At 33.5% G+C, this 22,322-nt stretch carries 13 protein-coding genes; 5 read left to right on the top strand and 8 right to left on the bottom strand.

Annotation, left to right across the window (positions count from 1 at the left end):
* Nucleotides 1–70 precede the first annotated feature (70 nt).
* The 5 genes from ACRHNM_RS04395 (at nucleotide 71) to ACRHNM_RS04375 (ending at nucleotide 10,596) form a co-directional block, all read left to right on the top strand.
* Nucleotides 71–8,290 (top strand): T9SS type B sorting domain-containing protein, encoded by an 8,220-nt coding sequence (locus tag ACRHNM_RS04395; RefSeq protein ID WP_431134083.1) that lies wholly within the window; start codon nucleotides 71–73, stop codon nucleotides 8,288–8,290.
* A 31-nt stretch (nucleotides 8,291–8,321) separates the two neighbouring features.
* A complete protein-coding gene (locus ACRHNM_RS04390; protein WP_431134081.1) occupies nucleotides 8,322–9,326 on the top strand; it encodes a PorP/SprF family type IX secretion system membrane protein in 1,005 nt (334 codons plus the stop codon).
* 104 nt (nucleotides 9,327–9,430) lie between these two features.
* Nucleotides 9,431–9,763, top strand: coding sequence for a hypothetical protein (locus ACRHNM_RS04385; RefSeq protein WP_431134079.1), 333 nt, complete (start codon nucleotides 9,431–9,433; stop codon nucleotides 9,761–9,763).
* Complete coding sequence (locus tag ACRHNM_RS04380) at nucleotides 9,760–9,996, top strand: YceI family protein (protein ID WP_431134942.1); 237 nt, start codon at nucleotides 9,760–9,762, stop codon at nucleotides 9,994–9,996. The genes ACRHNM_RS04385 and ACRHNM_RS04380 overlap by 4 nt, the downstream gene beginning before the upstream one ends.
* 42 nt (nucleotides 9,997–10,038) lie before the next feature.
* On the top strand, nucleotides 10,039–10,596 hold the full coding sequence (locus ACRHNM_RS04375) for a hypothetical protein (RefSeq protein WP_431134077.1): 558 nt from the start codon (nucleotides 10,039–10,041) through the stop codon (nucleotides 10,594–10,596).
* A 17-nt stretch (nucleotides 10,597–10,613) separates the two neighbouring features.
* On the opposite strand, the gene ACRHNM_RS04370 is transcribed toward ACRHNM_RS04375, so the two are convergent.
* The 8 genes from ACRHNM_RS04370 to sucD all read right to left on the bottom strand — a co-directional run bounded on the left by ACRHNM_RS04370 (nucleotide 10,614) and on the right by sucD (nucleotide 22,289).
* Nucleotides 10,614–12,287, bottom strand: coding sequence for an adenylate/guanylate cyclase domain-containing protein (locus ACRHNM_RS04370; RefSeq protein ID WP_431134075.1), 1,674 nt, complete (start codon nucleotides 12,285–12,287; stop codon nucleotides 10,614–10,616).
* Nucleotides 12,288–12,470: 183 nt separating this feature from the next.
* Nucleotides 12,471–13,061 carry a hypothetical protein gene (locus ACRHNM_RS04365; RefSeq protein WP_431134074.1) on the bottom strand — a complete coding sequence of 197 codons (591 nt, stop codon included), beginning with the start codon at nucleotides 13,059–13,061 and terminating at the stop codon, nucleotides 12,471–12,473.
* Between the two features lie 46 nt (nucleotides 13,062–13,107).
* Nucleotides 13,108–13,653, bottom strand: coding sequence for a Pycsar system effector family protein (locus ACRHNM_RS04360; protein ID WP_431134073.1), 546 nt, complete (start codon nucleotides 13,651–13,653; stop codon nucleotides 13,108–13,110).
* 135 nt (nucleotides 13,654–13,788) lie between these two features.
* Entirely contained in the window at nucleotides 13,789–14,340 is a 552-nt protein-coding gene (locus ACRHNM_RS04355) for a DUF4251 domain-containing protein (RefSeq protein WP_431134071.1), read from the bottom strand.
* An 84-nt stretch (nucleotides 14,341–14,424) separates the two neighbouring features.
* Nucleotides 14,425–14,793, bottom strand: a complete 369-nt coding sequence (locus ACRHNM_RS04350) for a hypothetical protein (RefSeq protein WP_431134069.1) — start codon at nucleotides 14,791–14,793, stop codon at nucleotides 14,425–14,427.
* Nucleotides 14,794–14,933: 140 nt separating this feature from the next.
* The gene (locus ACRHNM_RS04345; RefSeq protein WP_431134067.1) at nucleotides 14,934–18,206 is read right to left on the bottom strand and encodes a glycosyl hydrolase; all 3,273 of its coding nucleotides are present in this window, start codon (nucleotides 18,204–18,206) and stop codon (nucleotides 14,934–14,936) included.
* 132 nt (nucleotides 18,207–18,338) lie between these two features.
* Nucleotides 18,339–21,311 (bottom strand): M16 family metallopeptidase, encoded by a 2,973-nt coding sequence (locus ACRHNM_RS04340; protein WP_431134065.1) that lies wholly within the window; start codon nucleotides 21,309–21,311, stop codon nucleotides 18,339–18,341.
* Between the two features lie 105 nt (nucleotides 21,312–21,416).
* Entirely contained in the window at nucleotides 21,417–22,289 is an 873-nt protein-coding gene (sucD, locus tag ACRHNM_RS04335) for a succinate--CoA ligase subunit alpha (RefSeq protein ID WP_431134063.1), read from the bottom strand.
* Between the last annotated feature and the right edge of the window lie 33 nt (nucleotides 22,290–22,322).

Here is a 22,322-nt window from a genome sequence, read left to right as displayed (position 1 = left end):
ATTACTAAGGCCCAATTCTAATTTCAATAATGCCCTCATTGAAAACAGAATTAATAAAAAATTAAGTATCATGAAAAGACCTACATTTTCTAGAATCGCCATAATTGTTTTGCTATTATGTTTTGGCCTTCAATCGTATTCGCAAAATTATGAACCGTTCACACCAAGATTTAATCAAGATTTAAAAGGTGATATTGTATTAATTGGAAACAATATTCTTGGTCCAGACAATAATGCCTTCAATGATAATTCGGTATACAACCATAATGTTGATATGCAATATATTGACATTGATGGAGATCCGTCTACGTTCAGTTCATCAAGTGCAGATCTGGAAATCCCAAATCCAAATTGCTACCGAATCATTTATGCTGGTTTGTATTGGGGCGCAGTTAATCCTGGTAGTGAACCCATTACTGAAGTAAAACTTAAAGGACCCGTTGGTGGCTACAATGACATACAAGGAACTGTAATTTATGATGCCAATGGAACAACTGTTGATGGTGGAGATAGTTTTTCATATGCCTGTTTTGCAGATGTAACAAATATTGTAGGAAGTTTTGGTTCAGGTGTAGATTTAGGAACCTATACAGTAGCAAACGTTTCTTCAGCAGTTGGTGAAACAGCAAATTTCAGTCCTTATAACGGTACTGGACAATCTGCAGGATGGTCACTGTTTATTGTTTATGAAGACCCTACTTTACCAGGAAAATCTATCACAAGTTTTGACGGATTTAGTGCTATAAGTGTTCCTGGTATGAATCCTAATCTTGATGTTCCAGTTAACGGATTTAGAACGGTACCTGCTCCTGCTCCTGTTCGCGCAAATTTTGCTTTTGCAACGTTAGAAGGTGACAGTCCGATTTTAGGAGATCGCCTAAGACTTAATGGTATTAGTTTATCTACTGCAGACCGACCAGCGTCTAACTTTTTTAATAGTTCTGTGACTCAATTAAGTGCAACGCCTGTTAATAACAGAGTCCCAAACAGTACAAATACTCTAGGTTTTGACACAGGAGTTATAGCCATTCCAAATCCTGGTAATTCAGTGATTGCCAATGACGCTACCTCTGGAACAATTCGACTAGAAACAAGTGGTGACACATATTTTCCTTACTTTTTTGCTTTTGCTGTTGAAATTATAGAACCTAATATTGTGCTCACTAAAATTGTTGAGGATGATGCTGGTAATGATATTGGCGGACAAACAGTAAGTCTGGGAGCCTCATTAAATTATGTAATCGGTTTTCAAAATACAGGAAATGACAATGCAACAAATTTTCAAATCAGAGACATCCTTCCTGTAAATATTCTTTTTGATTATCCTGATGATTTAATCCTTCCTCCTGGAGTTTCAGTCTCAAGTTATAATCCTACTACTCGTGAACTCATTTTTGATATAGATAATTCTCTGGTTGAAGAAAATGATCCTGTTTATGAAATTCGTATTGAAGCTCATGTTGTTGATGAATGTAATAAACTTGCCGATGCTTGTTCAAACATCATTAACAATCAAGCTTTTGCAACATACAATGGTTTTTTTAATCCAACATTTCAAATCACCGACGACCCAAGTGTCAATAGTAATACAGGGTGTTTGCTTTCTCCTCAAGCAACAAATTTTTTAGCTGATCTTGATTGTGAATTTACTGAAGACATTGTTTTATGTGGTGATAGTGTAGATTTAACAGCCGCTAGTGGATATGATTCATACTCTTGGTCAACGAATCCAAGTGGAACCCCTGTTATAGGTACAGGTCAAACTATTACAGTCACTGAAACTGGAACGTATTATTCAGTTAATAATGCTGTTGCTCCTTGTCAATCAATCAATCAGGTGTTTGTGGTAGAACTTTTTGGTGGAACGATTGAAAATCCTGTTATTCCATATGCAGATGAAGTCGTTATTTGTCCGAACGATGGAAAACAATTACCTAATATCTTTTTATGTGGTGCAAACGACTCAAGATTCATACAAACCAATATTGCTGGCGCACAATCTATTATTTGGGAACAATTAGATGAAACCAGCTGTACTGCTGTTTCGAATTCTGACTGTGCTAACGAAAATGATGCTTGTGTTTGGAATCAAGTTGGGAATGGTTCAGACTTTTTAGTGGATACGTCAGGTCAATTCAGATTAACAATCAATTATGAAGGTGGTTGTTTTGTACAGTTTTATTTTAATGTTTATCAAAATTTATTAGAACCAACAGTAGTCGCAACTGATATTATTTGTACTACTCCTGGAAGTATTTCAGTTTATGATGTGCCTTCAGGTTATGAATACAGTTTAGATAATGTAAACTACCAAACAAGTAATGTGTTTACAGTTAATACAGCTGGAAATTATACCGTTTATGTAAGACAAATTGGTGTAGCAACCAATCCATGTATATTTACGGTTTTAGATGTGCTTATTAGAGATCGTGACTTTACAGCGTCAACAACAATATTACAACCACTTTGTAATGGAGACTTAGGAAGTATTCAGTTAGCAGCTAATGATGTTGACCCACAATATTCATATGCCTTATACCAAGGAGCAACATTAGTAAATAGTGTTGGACCAATATTAGAGAATACATATATTTTTGAAAATTTAAATCCAGGAACATACACAGCAACACTTGAAACTGAAAATGGCTGTACTTTTTCTGAAGATATTACAATAGTTGAGCCTCCATTATTGACAGTTACTGCAGCAATTACAGTTCCTTTAACATGTTCTGAAGGTGAAATTACAGTGTATCCAGTAGGTGGAACAGCTCCTTATTTTTATTTTATAAATGGTTCAACAGATTTTCAGACGGTTCCAGAAATAGTAGTTACTTCGCCTGGAGTTTATGATATTGTAGTAATTGATTCTAACAATTGTAGTGCTAATACATCAATCACAGTTGATGCCATTCCTGAACCTGTATTTAATATTGTTACTACAGATATTACTTGTGCAGATGCTAATGACTCAGGTATTATAACAGTTGATGTGACTGCAACAAACGGGTTTAATTTAGAATATAGTATTGATGGTGGATTGACCTTCTTCAATTATAATACATTTACCGGACTTTCAGCAGGTGATTATGATGTTGTGGTTCAGTATGCAACTGGTTCAACCATTTGTACAAGCATTCCTCAAACAGTTACCATCCTAGCTGGTGATGCCATTTCTGGAACAGCAGAATTGACTTCAGGTTTCACATGTAATGCTAACGGAACAATAACCGTTACTGGAGTTTCTGGAGGTGATGCTCCTTATACCTATAGTATCGATGGTGTCAATTTTCAAACGAGTAACATTTTCACAAACTTAACCGCTGGAACTTATACTATAGTAATCCAAGATGCTAATACGTGTACATCTGTAACAAATGATATTATAATAGAGGCATTAAATCCTCCTACAGATTTATTTTTTGACAACACACCTGTGACCTGTCCTACAAATACAACAACAGTTACAATTACCGGAACAACTGGAGGAACAGGAACTTTAGAATATCAAATTATTGCTCCAACTGTTCATGCAACTCCTTATCAAGTATCAAATGTGTTTTCTGGATTAGAACCTGGAACTTATACGTTTCAAGTTAAAGATGAAAATGACTGTGCATATGTTGAGACTTATACTATTGACCCTATACCTACTCCAACAGTAAATGTTATATTAACAGAAGATTTAAATTGTACAACATCTCCAGATGCCATAATTTCTGGAACTATTTCTGGTCCTTCTCCTTATACATACGCTGTTTCTACTAATGGTAGTGCTTATGCATCATTAGGAACTACAGGAGCTACATTTAATTTTACAACAGCAACTGCTGGTACTTATCAATTTGAAATTACTGATGCCAATGGATGTATAGCAGAATCAACCTCAATTATTGTTGAACCAATTTCATTACCAGATTTAAGTCTAGTGGTTCTAACGCAAGATATCCAATGTAATGGAAATTCAACTGGTGCTATTGAAATAACTATAGACACGTCTGTAGGCACACCTCCTTTTGTTATCAATGTCAACAATGATACCACAGGAATAGATTATGGAACACAAACTTCAGGTTTATCTGCTGGCACATATACTGTTACTGTAACAGATGCCAAATCTTGTACTGCAACCGAAACAATTGTTATTACTGAACCTGACCCTATTGTTGTAGATCATACATCTGTTGACATCACTTGTACTTCTGGTGGGATTTCTCAAGGTTCTGTAATCATAAATTCAGTTAATGGAGGAACACCGCCTTATAATTATTTCGTTACTGGAACAAATGGATATTCTAATTCAGAGCTCAATAACTTAGGAACAACGTCTGTAAATTTTGATGTTGTTGATTTTGGACTCTATGAAATTAATATTGTTGATGCCAATGGATGCTCTGTTTTAGTTCAGGATGTCTTAGTTGCTTCTCCTCCAACAGATTTAGATATTAATATCGTTTCTACGGTAGATTGTCTTACTGGTGGTGAAGCTGTAGTAAGCATTGGAACTACTTTAAGTAGTGCTGGGCCATTTTATTTTGATATTTATCAAGGATTTATTCCTCCTCCACCTCCAAGTGGAACATGGATTCCTGAAGATGCTCCAAACAGTGAAACTGCAACCTTTACAGGCTTAACTCCTGGTGTTACTTACACATTTATAGTATATGATGCATCTACAAATTGTACATATTACGAACCAGCTACAACACCAATACCAACTAGCTCTACATTAACATTAAGTGCTGTATCTTCTAATAATATAACATGTACAGGTAGTGCTGATGGTCATGTATCATTTACAATTAACAGTGTTTATGGAACACCTGTAAGTGTTAATTATGAAATTTTTGATTCTTTAACTCTTGTTACTACAGGTGTTACAGGATCTGGAAGTGTTCCTTCTAATGGATCACTTTCTGTAACTGATTTAGGCCCTTTGCCTTTTGGTAATTATTTTGTATCTATTACAGAAACATCAGGACCTAATTCTGGATGTGGTGTAGTCACGACTCCTTTTAATATTACAGAATCTGCCTTTCTTTTAGATTTAACAGTTTCTATTGATCAAAATGCGAATTGTAATGCAAATTCTGGTGTTATTAGTGCTGTCGCTCAAAATGGTACAGCACCTTACCAATACCAAGTTACTACAACACCTACTACACCACTTGCTTCAGATACAGCTTGGGCTTCAGCTAGTGTTTTTAATTTAGATTCAGGAAATTACTATGTTCATGTTATAGATGCCTATGGTTGTATCCAAAGTAGTCCTGTTCTGGTTTTACCAATGGATCCAGTTCCTGTAATTTCAGCAGTAGCAAATAATATCTGTACTGTTACTGAAGGAAACTTTGAAATAGAAGTCACATTAGACACCGTTGGTGTTGGTCCCTATAGTTTTAGTATCAATGGAGGTGCATTTCAAACACAAACTACTCCATTCACGATTTCAAATTTATTTTCAGGAACGCACACTATCGAAATACAAGATGTAAATGGTTGTGGAAATTTAGTTTCGGTAGATATTCCTGCTCCTGTAGAAATATCAGCTGAGGTTACTTCAATGTCTACCTGTAGTAATGATGATGGTGAAATCACGGTTAATGGCTCAAATGGTTCTGGCTCATATTCTTATAGTATCAGCCCGAATCCTGCTTCAATAAGCTTAACTGGAAATATCTTTTCAGGAGTACCTTCCGGAATATACACAGTAACATTAACCGATACTGTAACCTCTTGTATTGAAGAAATAACTGTAGCTATACCTGAAGCAACACCTCCTGTTGTTACAACAACATCAACATCTTTAACTTGTTTTGGTGATAATTCAGGAGCTTTTGAAATTAATATTAACGGCTATTCTGGAGCTTATACTTATGAGGTTTTTGATAATTTAGGAGCTTCAGTAACAGGTATTGTAAATGCTAATACAGCTACGAACCCTTTAATTGTTTCTGGAATGTCAGCAGGATCTTTTTCAGTAGTCATTACAGAAACTGAGAGTCCGTTTTGTATTGTAAATTCAAATGTCATTATTTCATCTCCAACTGAAACTTTGGGATTAGTAGTGTCTGAAACTTCAAATGTAACATGTGATAATAGTCAAGGTACTATTACTGCAGTTGCAAATGGTGGTTGGGGAACGTATGAGTATGAATTAACTGGCGATGCTACTGTTGCCTATTCACCTAATGGCACGTTTGCAAATTTATCAGCAGGTAACTACGTCGTCAATGTTAGAGATATTGAAGGTTGTATCACTTCTGCTTCAATAGTTTTAGTTGAACCAACTCCAATTGATGCCACGTTTGTTCCGAGTACAACAGTATTATCATGTTTTGGTGATCAGGATGCTACCATAACAGTTGCTAATGTAACTGGAGGGCAAGGAACAGATTATCTTTACACTTTAAATACAATTTCACCAGTAACGAGTACATCTGGTCCACAAACCTCAAACGTTTTTAGCGGTTTAGGTGCAGGAACATACTCAATTACTATTACAGATAGTCTTGGTTGTGACTTATCTTCAGTAGATATTACTATTACTGAACCTACTCCAATACAAGCTAGTTTAGTAACAGCAACAACACAAACCTGTGTAACAGAGTCAACATTAACCCTTAGCGCGTCAGGAGGAACTGGAACGTATTCATATAGTACTGATAGTTCTTTCTCTACGATTTTAGGAACCTTTAATACTTCTACTACCTTTTCAGCATCTGCTGGAACATATCAATATTATGTTAGAGATGCAAATGGCTGTATAGCAGATATTTCAAATGAAATTACTATTGACCCACTTCCTGAATTGATAATTCATTTAGAATCTACAAATCCTACAATCAATTGTAATGGTGATAATACTGGAAATATTTTAGCTACAGCTCAAGGTGGATTAGGCAATTATGTTTATAGCTTAGAAGATGCCACTGGAAATGTGATTCCTGCAACGCAAAATAGTCCAGGTGTTTTCACTGAATTGGTTGCTGGAACTTACATCGTTTCTGTAGAAAGTGGTGATTGTGAAACGACTTCTGCGCCAATCACAATAACAGAACCAACTGCTCCTTTAGAAGTTGATTTTACAATAAACAACATCACTTGTAGCGGAAGTAATGATGGACGCTTAGTCATTAATGCTACTGGAGGAACTGGTACTATTCAATATGCAATTTCTCCTCAATTAAATCAATTTTTTGAAACGAATGTATTTGAAAATTTAGCAGCTGGTACTTATAATGTTATTGTTCAGGATACTTTAGGTTGTTATGTCACTTTTGATTTTACAATTACAGATCCAGAGCAAGTAATTCTTAGCATTGTTCCAAATTCATTATTGGAAGAAACCTGTGATGGCGAAAACAATGGTGAATTCAGTATAGAGATTTCTGGAGGAACTTTACCATACAGTGTAAGTTTAGATAATTACGATGGTCCTTATACAACAGGTTCTTTAAATCAAACTAATTTTGATTTTAATGGTTTAAGTGGTGGTGATCACCTAGTTTATGTTCGTGATGCTGAAGGTTGTGAAACAGAATGGAATATCACATTTCCTGATTCTATTGTTATAGAGCCAACTCTAGAAATTGAATACTTGTGTGAAAATAATACACTTACAAATACTGTGACTGTTATTATTGATCAAGATATCACAGACATTTCACAATTAGATTATTCACTAAATGGTGGTTCTTATCAGTTAAGTAATGTCTTTACAAATGTTGTTCCTGGAATTGGTCATTATATAGATGTAAGACACACAAATGGGTGTATTAGAACTACAGAATTATTTGATATTGAGTCTTATGAGCCATTATCTCTGATTTTAACTGAAGGAGATGATCCTGGAGAAATTATTGCAAACGCAACTGGTGGAACTGGTGTTTATCAATTTTACTTTAACGGACAAGATTATGGTGATACACATGAATTTACTGTAACAGAAGAAGGCACATATACTGTTAGAGTTGTAGATAGTGCTGGTTGTGAAGTTATAGCAAGCATCAATATTGAAATATTAGGACCATGTATTCCAAATTATTTTACTCCTAATGGCGATGGAACTACAGATACTTGGGCTCCTGGATGTATTGAAGACTTCCCAAATTTAACCTTCGACATTTTTGACAGATATGGTCGAAAGGTGGCAACTTACAGTGTAGGCGAATACTGGGATGGAAGATATAATGGCACAGAATTACCAACTGGAGATTACTGGTACGTAGTGAATCCAAATAGTCCAATTTTAGATAAACAGTATGTCGGACACTTTACACTTTACAGGTAATGATACCTAAAGAATTATAAACTATAATCAAATGAAAAAAATTACACTATATATTCTTTTTTTGGTCTTTACTTCAAGTTATGGACAAGAATTAAATTTACCTGTTTGGACACAATACTTAGCTGACAACAATTTTGTTATCTCGCCAACCTACGCAGGTATTGGAGATAATTTAAAGATTAGAGCTAACGGATTAACACAATGGGTAGGCATAAAAAATGCTCCAGATAATCAATCTGTTTATGCCGATTTTAGAATTGCGAGTCGATCAGGAGTTGGAATATCAGCTTATAATGATAGAAACGGAAACACCCGTCAAAAAGGTGTAAAGTTCTCTTATGCACATCATCTTATTTTAGATTACACGTCAAAACAATTTTTATCTTTCGGAATTTCTTACAACATCAATAGCTTTAGAATTGATATTGAAAACTTTCGTCCAACCGAAGATATTCCTATTGTCGATCCCAGTATTACTGATGACAGAGCGATATCTAACAATAATTTTGATGTTGGCTTCCTATACAGATATAAAGATTTTTATTTCAGTTTTAATGCCAATAACTTTTTAAATAAAGATCTTGATGATTTTATTGGCTTAGAGCCAAGTAAATTATTAAACTACCAAGTCTATACTGGTTATGTGTTTTCGCCTAAGAGAAATAATACTGTTGAATTTGAACCTTCTGTATTTTATCAAATGTTTGATAGTGACAATCGTTCTAGTACCGATATTAATTTGAAATACAGACAATTTAACAGAGATGGAGATTACTATTGGGTAGGTGGATCTTACCGTTTTTTAAACGACCAGTTTTTTAAACCTTTAAATGTTGGTCCGATGGCTGGAATTATGAAAAACGGACTATACTTTGCCTATGCTTATCAAATAACAATGAATGATCTTTCAGGTTTTAATTCAGGAACTCACGTCGTAACTATAGGTCTCAATTTATTACAAGGGATTAGTGAATGTGCATGTACAAGAGGAACTAGTTATAGAAAGCATAGATATAACGGAACCAATAGAAATTAAACTTGTATATATTTTGGCATTTATTGACACTTCTTTTACATTATTTTTACGCTTATTAATGTGATCTCTTATAGTTTTACTGTTCAATCTTAAAAACGAACACATTGAAAACTATTATTATTACAGTAGTAATCCTTATTGGTACCATTTCAATTCTTAATTCTCAAGAAAAACTGAACATTGATACTTCAAAAAAAGTCATATCAAATGGTGTGTTGAATACACGTCCTATTTTGAAGGCCATAATGACCTATATAAGTTTTGAAGAAGGTTATTTTAATAAAACTGATGATGTTATTACAGGAGGAGAATTTATTATTGATATGCATACAATAATAGGTATAGATATCAAAAAAGAAGAAGCAAATAAAAGTTTAGTAAAACATCTAAAATATCCAGATTTTTTTAATGTTAGTTATTTCCAAAAGCTAGTATAGCTATTACCAATGTCATTTATCACAATCAGACACATATAGAAGTCTATACAAACTTAACTATAAAGGACATTACAAATCCTATTAAATTTAAAGCAAAAGTTGATTTTGACAAGAAACAAATGAACACAAAATTTAAAATTGATAGAATGAAATGTGGAATTACTTACAATAGTGACATTAAGGACAGCACTATTTCTGATGCTATAGGATTCAATGTTAAATTAAGCTTATAATTTTAAATCATGAAAAACAGTCTGTTATTAATCCCATTTTTAATGAGTTCGTTACTATTTTTTGGACAAGAAGAAAATACATTAGGTGTTTTTGAGTCTGATACAACTTGGTTGAAAGAAATTATTAAATTTCCAATCCATTTTGCTCCAGAAATCAAATATGAAGGTTACGAGGATCTTAGGTTTGCAAAAAAATGGAGAGAAGAAACTCATGAAGATTTTTGGTGCTACACCTTCGCATGGCATATAAAAAAACTGGAAAAACAAAGTACTAATATGTTAGAGGAAACTATCAAATCCTATTACGATGGTTTAATGACTGCTGTTAATAAAAAAGAACATTTTAAAGTTCCAGAAACAACAGTCTTATTCTTAAAAACTGATGAACGTAATGAAGATACCGACTTTTTAGGAAAAATATATGTTTATGATTCTTTTATCACTGAGGACATGATAACTTTAAACGTAAGAGTGAAAGAGTATTATTGCAAAGACAAAAAGTCATCTACTGTTGTATTTAGATTGTCACCTCAAAATTTTGATCATGACATTTGGGAACGATTTAAAAAAATTAAACTGAAGTCAGACATTTGCAATTAATATAAATAGCGAATCATCTAATCTACATAGTCCACGAAATACATTTGTATTTTTCCTTTTCCTTTAGCTTCAATTTCTCCTCTAGGCGTAAATTGAAACACATCAAATTGCTTTAAAATCTGGTAAGTACTCTCGCTAATATTTACTCTGCCAGGTTCACTCGCGCTTTCCATTCTGGCTGCTATATTAACAGCATCTCCCCAGATATCATATTGAAATTTAGTAGTACCTACTACTCCAGCTACAACAGATCCTGTATTTATACCAACTCTGATATCAAACTTTGCAAGTTTATGATTGATACTGCGTTTAGTTTTCTTCACAAATTCGGTAATCTCTAAAGCGGCTTGACACATTTTTGCTGTATGGTTTTCAACAGGAAACGGCAATCCTCCTGCACACATATAAGCATCTCCAATGGTTTTGATCTTTTCTAATTCATACTTTTCAATAATTTCATCAAATTTAGAGAAGTAGAAATTGATACTTTCTACGAGTTTTTCCGGACTTAGTTTTCCTGCTTCTTCGGTAAATCCTTTAAAATCTGTAAACAATACAGAAACTGAATCAAATTGTTTAGCCTTTACAACTCCGTGTTGTTTAAGCTCTTCAGCGGTTTCTTCAGGCAAAATATTGGTTAATAAATCATCAGAACGCTGCTTCTCTATCGCTATCGTTTCATTAGCGTTTCTCATGAATTTATTACGCTTGAATAGAGAAATGGCAAGAAATATGATAAATAACAATACAAGTGCAATTGCAAAAACAATGATTCTCTGAGTTTTTGTTTGCTGATTTGCTAAATCGACTTCTAATTGCTTTTTCGAAATTTCATCATCTGCGCGAACTGAAGCCATTTTCTGAACACTTTTTACATTTGCAACACTATCTCTGTACTTAATATGCTCTTTATAATAACTAAAGGATTCTTTAAAATCGCCTCGTTTTTCATAGATATCTGATAATCTAAGATTTGCCTCACCAATCTCATCTTTAAGACCAAAACGTTTAGATATATTTAAGCTTTTTAATGCATACTCAAGGGCCTTAGAGGTATTATTTTTTTCTTCAAAAATATCTGAAATTGCATTCAAATAGACACATATTGGCTGGTAATCACCCAGTTTCGTTAAAACATCGACAGCATGATTAAGATTTTCTTCTGCTTTTTCAATTTCTCCCATTTCAGCATATACCAGTCCAACATTTCCAATATTGTAAGCTTCTCCTAATTCAAAATCTTTAGCTTTAAAAATTTTACCTGACTCACTAAATAAATACAAGGCAGAGTCCAGTTTTTTCTGATTAAAATATTCGTCACCTAAATTAAGTTGTGCTGATGCTAAGTTAATAGAGTCTCCACTTTCTTCAAGTAATTCCAAAGCTTCTCTATAATATCTTACTGAGGTTTCATTGTCACCCATTATAGAATAGGCATCTGCTATAGATATATTTATGGAACCTTTTTTATCTATTAAATCATTTTTATCTGCTATCCTTGATGCTTCAAAATAACTTTCCAAGGCTTTAGTTAAATCGCCTTTCATTTGGTAAGCATTCCCTTTTTGCAAATAACCTGAATATTTATACGCATTAGAATCCATACTATTTGCTGTAACAATAAGCTGTAAGCTATAAGTTAATTTTTTTTCAGCATTAGTCTCAGCGTCTACCAGTTCTTGCAAAAGCATTAACTCATTTGATTCTGTATACGCTCCACTCTTGTAAAGGATTTCTAAACTGTCACTAAGTTTTTGATTCTGAGTTGAAAGATTAAAATGGCAAAAACAAAAAAAGCCTAGTAGAAAGGCTTTAATCTATATTGGTTTTATTGTGTTATCTGTATAAGTCACTATAAGATTTAGAAATATATATTAACTCAAGCCATTTGTTGACTTGATTTTGATTTTCGGATCAATAATGTAAGGTCCATATTCTGTACCATCTCTTGTAATATAACAAATAATGTTATACTTCCAGTCTAAATCATTATTATCTAATGCGTTATCTGCTCTAAATATAACTACAGGTACGCCTTCATTAGTCGCTTCAGTACTAGTGTAATAATCTGAAGGTTGTCCGTCTGGAATAACGAGCCCTAAAAATGGCTCTACATCATCTTCATAATCTACAAGTCCATCAAGTTCATCATAAAATTCGATATCAAAAATTAAAAATACATCTCCAGGTAACAATCCTTCAGGTCGTTTTAAAGTAAATAAATCATTTAAAGTCAATTCTACTAAATAATCACTGGTCGATACACCGTTTGGCTGTCCAAAATCAACTAAACCAGTGATATCTGAATCAGGAGGTAAGGCAATAACAGCATCAGTATTTATAGTTATCGTTGGATTAATATTTACATTTTGTGGCTCTTGAGAATCATTATCATCATCATCACTTCCACAGGAAAAGATGGTTATACTAAGAACTACAAGTAAAATAAATTTTGAAATTTTCATAAGATTGAGTTGATTAATTATTAATAGCGATTTAATATTTTTATTTTCAGGTAACTGCAATAGCAATTAAAGTAACCACTATGAAGAGTACGCTAAACATGAAAAACTTTATAGCATTTTGCACATTTTTAAACTTAGTGGCAACAATAGTGCTTTCCACATGCATTTGTTGAGCAAGTTGAACAAAGAGTTCTACTTTATCTTCATTAACATCAATAACCCGATTAACATAGTCATCAACACTTTTAAACTTTGAAACGACATCTCCAAAGAAAAAGACATTATCGTCATATTTCAAATTAATGATAATGGGTTTAAAGCATTTAAAAGCAAAAAAAATAGATATCAGAGCTGACATAATCCAAAGGGTTGTCAGTACCAATATCAATGGGTTTTCATCAAACAGAACTTTAAAATAGTCCATGCGATCTGCAAAAAGTCCTATAATTAAACTGTGGAATGAAAATACAACTCCTGCTTTAACTTCTGAACTTTTATTCAATTTTTCTAAACGACCTAATTGTCTGAAATAAACTCCTGGGTCTTGTTTATTCTTTTTTTTAGACCTTGTGGTTGGTTGTTTTTGATTCATTTATATTTTTAGTGATACTTTAAAACTAGTAACATCTACTAGATATCAAATTACAATATAAATAAATTTTATATAAGATTTTTCCGACAAATAGATTTAAATATCTGCTGTTTTGATTAAAATTTGGTTAAATTCTTATTTTTTTGTTAAAATCACTGAACCTGAATATCGAATAGGAAAGCGTGTCGTTCCGTTAACTAACATAGAAGTTTTTAAGTTTGAGAAAATCTCAATATTGAATTGAAATCGTTCTGTTTTAGTTCTAGTATCGAACAAAATTGTATAACTGTCATTTTTAGAACTTTTTTCGACATTGTAGTTTTGCAACAGTCCTGCAATACTAATTGAATTATCAGAACCATTGTACCCAACATTCATTTGACGTTCTCCAAAATAAGGTAATTCTGCATATACACTGTCGCCAATGATTTTGACATAATTTTCATTTCCGATTAAACTCATATGGCTGATTGTGCTTCCCTGAGGTATCAAACCTGTATTCTGTAATGAGTTCATAGCTGTGGTCACTCTTGGGTAAGCCACATCTGAAGAGATCTTGAAATGCTTACTTTGTACCAATTGCGCCAGTCTGTTTAATTGTTCTGGAGTCGCTTGGGTTTTACCTGAACTGCATGACCACAAAACAATAAAACAAAATAGTATAACTGAAAAAAAAATCGATTTCATAAGTTATCGTTTTAAATGACAAATAAGAGTTATAAGTTTTGTGAGTTATCAGTTAAAAAAGTAAATAAAATGATTTAACTTTTATCAATTCTCAACCTCTTTAAGCGGTTGAATCGTTGGCTTTATTTTTTTATAAAGCTGCATTTGAATTCTTGTCAATATGTCATTCATATCTAAAGTTTCCTGAGCTTGCATCTCGACTAGTGCATCAAGTTCTTCTCTCCCATCATAATTAGACTCTATTTTTTTCCTTAACATTAAGTAATCCTCTACTTTAAGTTGAAATAATGCTCTTTGTTTAGCAGTCATGGCTAACTCTCTATCGTAAGCATCTACAATATCCTTTGATTGTTCTTCAATTTTCTGACTGCTATCGGAAACTGGTGGATAGTGTTGTGCATTTACGAAAGTTAAACTTAAAAAAAGAATTAGGAGTGTTATTTTAGTTTTCATTTTTTTTATAATGTTGATTTATAATAAGATAACAAACCTTATAGATTTACACAAATCATTTAAAAAAATCTTAACAGTTGATAAAAAAAATCAGCTACTTAAAACAGTAGCTGATTTGATAACCGATTTAACAGTTCCAATTAATCCTTATAACCACGTCCAGGCGTGTAAGGAGCTCCAGAAGCAATTAATTTTTGTTCAAGTTCTTTAATGTCTGTATTGTAAATAGCTTCAACCTTTTTCTTAATAGCACTTATTTCTCGTTTTGCAATACCGAAACTATTTTTATGCGTTTCTGTTGGTGCAGATGTAGAATACTTTTGTTCATAACTAATAGTACCTATTCTGTTTGCAGGTGATTGTGGCTGACTTATATCTAAGTTTCGCTTCACAGGATCTCCATAAAGTTCAACATTAATATTTTGAAGTTTATCTTCAATGGTCATTACAGAAGCTGTTAATGTTTCATAAGGTTGTTCTGAACGCTTTATTGCAGATTTTATATAGCGTAACTTATTATTTGTCTCATTAATAATTGTTTGTGTCGCAGCAAAATCTGCTTCAAGTTGTGCCACGTCTTTTTGGAAAGCCACTTTAGCCGCTCTATCATCGGCTGGCATTACCGTATTTTTAAGAGCTTTAACAGAAAATGATTTAGGACCAACCAAAGCCGTCATACGACCATCTTTAAATAAATCCATCTGAACTGTATAAGTTCCGGGTTCTACTAAAGTACCTTCATCAATAGGTTCCCATGGATTGTAAAATGAAGATGAACTTAAATCTATTGGGTTTGGAAGCGTATATCTTAAATTCCAATGAAAACGCTGAACACCTTCTTTAGGCGTTTTAAATTCCTTTTTAACAACAGTTCCTGCACTGTTTTTAATGGTAAATACAAGTTGTGGGTCTTCTTCTTCACGTTCAGATTTTAACTGATTGTAATCTGGATAAGGTGTGTCTTTTCTATCTTTAATAAGCGCTTTTTCTTTTTCAGAACGCTGATCTTTTAGAGATTTGTAGGTCTCATTATAGTAATAGGTAATCATAGCTTCAGGCCCTAAATTTTCAGCGGTATAAAAATTATCTCCTTGGAATGCTTTTCCTGGCAATCCTAATGGAGAACTTCGTTCCCAACTTAAGGCTTCACGAACTGGATATAATATTGCTGTTTCAGAAGGCTTGCTATTTTCAATAGTTCGCAATGCAGAATAATCATCCATGACATAAAACCCTCTTCCAAAGGTTCCTAAAACCAAATCATTTTCTCGTTCTTGTATTGTAATATCTCTCACTGCTATTGTTGGTAAGCCTTCAGACAATTCTTTCCAGCGTTGTCCTTGATTTGGAGAGAAAAATGCTCCATATTCTGTTCCGCAAAAAATTAAATTCTTATCAACATGATCTTCTTCAATAGCATAAACACTGCCTTTAGGTAAGTTAGAACTTATATTTGTCCAAGTTGCTCCTTTATCTGAAGACTTAAACAAATAAGGCTTAAAATCGCCATATTTATGATGATTAAATGCGACGTACATGACATTGACATCATGTTTTGATAAATATACTGCGTTGACGTATGATTGGTTAGGAGCTCCAGAAATATTTGATACTTTTCGCCAAGAATTCCCTCCATTTTCAGAAATATGAATCAAACCATCATCTGTTCCGACAGCCAGTAAATTTTCGTCAATAGGAGATTCTGATAAAGCAACAATACTTCCATATAAAGATGTTGAACCATTTTTTGCAACAGCATCAATACTCACAACACGATCATATACTTTTAATTTATTTCTATCAATTTGCTGCGATAAATCATCACTAATTACGTTCCAGCTATTTCCATAGTCATCTGAACGAAACACTTTATTTGCCGCAAAATATAAACGACCTGATTTATGTTTACTCACAGCCAAAGGCGAATCCCAATTAAAACGATAAGCATCTTCACCTTCTCGTTCTGCTGGTTGAATACCAACAATCTCTCCGCTTAATTTATCATAACGTACTAAAAATCCGTATTGAGATTGCGCGTAGACAATATTTGGGTTTTCAGGATCTATTTGTGATTCGAAACCATCTCCTCCATTGGTAATAAACCAATCAAAATTTGTAATTCCGTGATTGGTTAATACTCTTGAAGGACCACCAATACTGAAATTATCTTGAGTTCCACCATACACATTATAAAATGGATAATCGTTATCTACGGCAACTTTATAAAATTGTGTCACAGGAATATTTTCTTTAAAATCCCAGGTTTTAGCAGCGTCAAATGTTTCATACATACCACCATCACAACCTACAAGCCAATGTTGATTATTGTTAGGGTCAATCCACATACAATGGTTATCCACATGTTTGAACACCTCACCAACACCTTCAAAAGTTCGTCCTCCGTCATGACTTACAGACATCCAGGTATCCATGGAATAAATTGTATGAGGATCAATAGGATCTGCAATAATTTCCTGATAATAATTACCACTGGTCACATGTGAACTTCGCTTTTCCCAACTTGCTCCTCTATTGGTAGAAGCGAAAAAACCACTTTTGCCATCAGCTGCTTCGACAATGGCATAAATAATATCGGGATCGGCTGGTGAAATAGCCAAACCTATTCTACCCAATTCAACACTAGGTAAACCCGTTTGACATTCTTTCCATGTTTTTCCTCCATCTGTACTTTTATGAAGTCCGGAACCTGGTCCTCCTCCAACATAGGTATAAACATGACGTCTTCTTTGAAACGTTGAAGCATAAAGCACATCTGGATTTGTTAAATCCATAACCACATCATTAACACCTGTATGCTCATCTACAGTTAAAACAGCTTCCCAGGTTTCTCCACCATCAGTTGTTTTATATAAACCACGATCACCACCTTTACTCCATAAAGGACCGATTGCAGCAACGTAAACAACATTTGAATCTTCAGGATGTACAATGATTTTACCAATGTGTTCAGACATTTTCAAACCCATATGTTTCCATGTAGTTCCTCCATCGATAGATTTATAGATTCCATCACCATAAGACACAGAACGTTGGTTGTTATTTTCTCCAGTACCAACCCAAATTACATTGGTATTGTTTGGATCCATTGTAATGCATCCTATAGAATAAGAGCCTTCATTATCGAAAATTGGTTTAAATTCTACTCCAGAATTTATAGTTTTCCATACACCACCAGCAGAAGATGCAACGTAATATTCAAATGGATTATCAGGATTAACAGCAATATCTGAAATGCGTCCTGACGTTAATGATGGACCAATACTTCGCCATTTTAATCCGGTAATTTTAATATCATCTAATGGTTGTTTGTCCTCTTTTTTTGATTTTTGTGCAACGACAGATTGTAAACAAAACAATGTGCAAAGAAGATAAAGGATAGTTGTTTTTTTCATTTTAAAAATTAGTTTAAATAAGGTTCTAAAGATAAGAAAGTAATTTGGTTTTAGGTTTATATCTCATAGGTTAACAAACAAAAAGACAGCTTTATAATAAAGCTGTCTTTTAGAAATCGATATGGTATTACTTTACATTTTAACCTCTTCAGGTTTTTCATAATTAAAGAGATAATCAATATCCATTTCTTGAACTTTTCCTAATTTACCTAATGATTTGAAATCAATATCTTTTTTATTTCCTACAACCATTACATTGTAAGTTTCTCCGCTAATATTTGAATTAAAGAAGTCACGCAAATCATCCATTGTCATCTCTTTTATGGTGTTGTACATCGCTTCTCTATTATCATTTTCAATACCCAATTCTTTAAGGTTTTCATAGGTCCAGAAAATATTAGATTTTGTAATACGCTGAGCAGCTAATTTTTTTAATGTTGCTTCTTTTGCTGCATTAAATTGTTCTTCAGCTTCAGGCATATTCGTCATTAGTTCCATCATTGCTTCAACAGCCTGAGGCATTTTATTTGCCTGTGTGCCAATGTATGCCATAACATAGTTAGAATCATCTTTTTTAGAAGCATTAGAATAACTGGACCAAGCAGAATAAGCAAGGGATTTAGATTCTCTGATTTCTTGAAAAACAATCGAAGACAGGCCTCCTCCGAAATACGTGTTAAACAAGGTTGAAGCTGCCATATTTTCAGCTTTAAAAGGCTCACCTTTAGCTAAGAATAGCATTTCAGATTGTACCATATCATAATCTACAAAATACACATTACCACCAGTTTCCTTTTCTACATAAACCATTGGCTCAGAATAATCTTTAAGTTCTGAAGGTACAATATGATTTGTATTTAGAGCAGCTACAGCCGCATTAACATCTTTACCATAATAAAAGACACGTTGTTTATAATTTTTTAAATCTTTAACAATGTCTACTAATGTTTGTGGATTGATTTCTTTTAACTCGTTTGCCTGCATGATATTTCGCAATCGAGAATTCTCTCCGTATTTCCCATAATTCATCAAGCCACCATAAAGAATATTACTTTTCTGAGTTTTACCATCTTCTCTTCCTTTCAAGATTTGGTCTACATAACTATTATAGGCATCGACATCAGGAATTGCATTAGCCCAAAGGTGTTCAAGTAATTCAAGTCCTTTAGGTAAATTTTCTTTTAATCCATTCAATCCTACATAAGATTTATCAGGAGCAGAACTAACATAATATTTGATTCCTAATTTGTAAAACTCCTTTTTAATGTCTTCTGCTGAGTATTTATCGGTTCCTAAATATTCCATGTAGCCAACAGCTAGTGATAATTTTTTATCATGATCACTTCCCATATCAAAAATGATATTCATTTCGAATAAATCGTTTAATTCATTTTCAATATAAGACACTTTGATACCGTTATCCATTGTTGTTTCTTTGATAGCTTCCTTATAATCAACAAACTTAGGTTGTAGAGGTTCAGACTCTAATGTATTGAAATTCTGCATATATTGTGAACTTTTATCTCTATTAAGGTTGACTGGTGTGATTCCTGGATTTGCAACTTTCACAATGGATTTGTCTTCACCTTTACGTTTATAAGTTAACACGTAATTATCTTTATAGAATCGGTTTGCAAAATCCATAACATCTTGTTTTGTCACCTTTTTTAAATCGTCCAAAAATTTAACTTTATTAGCCCAATCTTCATGATGAATAAACGCATTGTAATACATAGATGCTAATGCAGTACTATTTTCATATTGTTGTGTCTGACTTAATTTTAAATCGTTTACAACCGCTTCAATCATCCAATCTTCAAACTCTCCTTTTTTGAGCTTTTCAATTTGTTCTAATAATAAATCTTTAACTTCATCAAGTGTTTGTCCTTCTTTTGGAGCTCCACTGAATGAATGATATCCATAATCATTTAAAAATGTTGGAGAGCAACCAGCATATTGCACTGCTTGTTTTTGATTTAAGTTTAAATCAATTAATCCAGCATTTCCATTAGCCAGAATCATATCTGCAACTGTCATTAATTTTTCTTCTTCAGTATTCACACCTTGAGATCTGAAGGCTATAGAAACGCTTTCAGCAGTAGGTCCAAATACTTCTTTAACTACTGGAGATGTAATTGGTTCTTCTTTAGGAAGTGTTGGATGTTCAACTTCTTTCTTTTCTAACGTACCAAATGTTTCATTTACTTTTTTAATAGTTGAATCAAAATCTAAATCACCAACTAAAACCATTGCCATGTTGTTTGGAACATAGTATTTATCAAAATAGTTATTGATATCTACCAAAGAAGGATTTTTTAAATGCTCAGCAATACCAATCGTAGATTGTTGTCCGTAAGGATGATTTGGGAAAAGCCCTTCCAGCATTGCTGCATAACTTTTACGACCATCATTATCTTGCCCTCTATTGAATTCTTCAAACACAGCTTCTAACTCTGTATGAAATAAACGCAATACCAGTTCACTAAAACGCTCATTTTCTAAGGTTAACCATTTATCTAATTCATTAGCAGGTATTTTATTTTTGTAGATGGTTTCTTCAAACCATGTGTGTGCATTTGTACCTGTAGCTCCAAGAGAACTTGTCATTTTGTCGTATTCATTTGCAACACTATAGTTAGATGCTTCTAAAGATACTTCATCTATTTTTTTGTAAATCGCTAACTTTTTATCAGGATCAGATTCTGCTCGATGTTGTTCGTACAAATCTGAAATTTGATCTAAATACGCTTTTTCTTTTTCCCAGTCAATAGTTCCAATTTTACTTGTTCCTTTAAATACCATATGCTCAAGATAATGCGCTAATCCTGTAGATTCTTTAGGATCATAGTTAGAACCTGCTCTAACAGCAATATAAGTTTGAATTTTTGGCTCATCGCTGTTTTTACTTAAATACACCTTAAGACCGTTGTCTAATGTATATAATCTCAAACCTGTTGGGTCGTTCGCTACAGTTTCATATGAAAATCCGTTGGCGTCTTTTTTAGATTCGACAGCATAGGCTAAATCCTTGTTGCTGTTCTCGGTTTTACAACTGTAAGCAAATGTTACAAATGCAACCAGAGCAAATAATTTAATGTACTTCATGTGTTTTAGTGATAATGTTAATTAGTGTTGAAAAAAAATTCCGTTAGCTAAAATAAAGCTAACGGAATGATAACGTGATGTTTTTGTATATATTTTAACAGCAGATTAACTAATAACCTCTGCTACTTTTTTTCCAATTTCTGCTGGAGAATCAACAACATGAATTCCACATTCTCTCATAATTGCTTTTTTAGCCTGAGCTGTATCATCACTACCTCCTACGATGGCACCTGCATGACCCATTGTACGTCCAGCTGGAGCAGTTTCACCTGCAATAAATCCAACAACAGGTTTTTTACTTCCACTGTTTTGATACCATTTAGCAGCATCTGCTTCTAACTGTCCACCAATTTCACCAATCATCACCACACATTCTGTTTCTGGATCATTGATTAATAATTCAACAGCTTCTTTAGTTGTCGTTCCAATAATTGGATCTCCACCAATACCAATAGCTGTTGTGATTCCTAAACCTTGTTTAACAACCTGGTCAGCAGCTTCATATGTTAAAGTTCCTGATTTAGAAACAATACCTACTTTTCCTTTTTTGAAAACAAATCCTGGCATGATACCAACCTTAGCTTCTTCAGGTGTAATAACACCTGGACAGTTAGGACCAATTAAGCGACAATCTTTTCCTTTTATATAATTTGAAGCTTTAATCATGTCTGCAACTGGGATTCCTTCAGTAATAGTTATAATCACTTTTATGCCAGCTTCAGCAGCTTCCATAATGGCGTCAGCAGCAAATGCTGGTGGAACAAAAATAATAGTTGTATCTGCTCCTACTTTATCTACAGCTTCTTGAACCGTATTAAAAACAGGTTTATCTAAATGCGTTTGTCCGCCTTTCCCTGGAGTTACACCACCAACAACGTTGGTACCATAATCAATCATTTGACCAGCATGAAAAGTACCTTCACTACCTGTAAACCCTTGTACTATTATTTTTGAATTTTTATTAACTAAAACGCTCATTTGTGTTTGATTTTTTTATTGAATTTTAAATTG

Source organism: Psychroserpens mesophilus, assembly GCF_050617655.1.
Taxonomy (GTDB): Bacteria; Bacteroidota; Bacteroidia; order Flavobacteriales; family Flavobacteriaceae; genus Psychroserpens; species Psychroserpens mesophilus_A.
This window is presented reverse-complemented; position numbering and strand designations above follow the sequence as displayed.

Bases quoted from the DNA above. Each gene is read 5' to 3' on its own strand.
- ACRHNM_RS04395 (WP_431134083.1), top strand. From the start codon at position 71: ATGAAAAGACCTACATTTTCTAGAATCGCCATAATTGTTTTGCTATTA.
- ACRHNM_RS04390 (WP_431134081.1), top strand. From the start codon at position 8,322: ATGAAAAAAATTACACTATATATTCTTTTTTTGGTCTTTACTTCAAGT.
- ACRHNM_RS04375 (WP_431134077.1), top strand. From the start codon at position 10,039: ATGAGTTCGTTACTATTTTTTGGACAAGAAGAAAATACATTAGGTGTT.
- ACRHNM_RS04370 (WP_431134075.1), bottom strand. From the start codon at position 12,287: ATGCTTTTGCAAGAACTGGTAGACGCTGAGACTAATGCTGAAAAAAAA.
- ACRHNM_RS04365 (WP_431134074.1), bottom strand. From the start codon at position 13,061: ATGAAAATTTCAAAATTTATTTTACTTGTAGTTCTTAGTATAACCATC.
- ACRHNM_RS04360 (WP_431134073.1), bottom strand. From the start codon at position 13,653: ATGAATCAAAAACAACCAACCACAAGGTCTAAAAAAAAGAATAAACAA.
- ACRHNM_RS04355 (WP_431134071.1), bottom strand. From the start codon at position 14,340: ATGAAATCGATTTTTTTTTCAGTTATACTATTTTGTTTTATTGTTTTG.
- ACRHNM_RS04350 (WP_431134069.1), bottom strand. From the start codon at position 14,793: ATGAAAACTAAAATAACACTCCTAATTCTTTTTTTAAGTTTAACTTTC.
- ACRHNM_RS04345 (WP_431134067.1), bottom strand. From the start codon at position 18,206: ATGAAAAAAACAACTATCCTTTATCTTCTTTGCACATTGTTTTGTTTA.
- ACRHNM_RS04340 (WP_431134065.1), bottom strand. From the start codon at position 21,311: ATGAAGTACATTAAATTATTTGCTCTGGTTGCATTTGTAACATTTGCT.
- sucD (WP_431134063.1), bottom strand. From the start codon at position 22,289: ATGAGCGTTTTAGTTAATAAAAATTCAAAAATAATAGTACAAGGGTTT.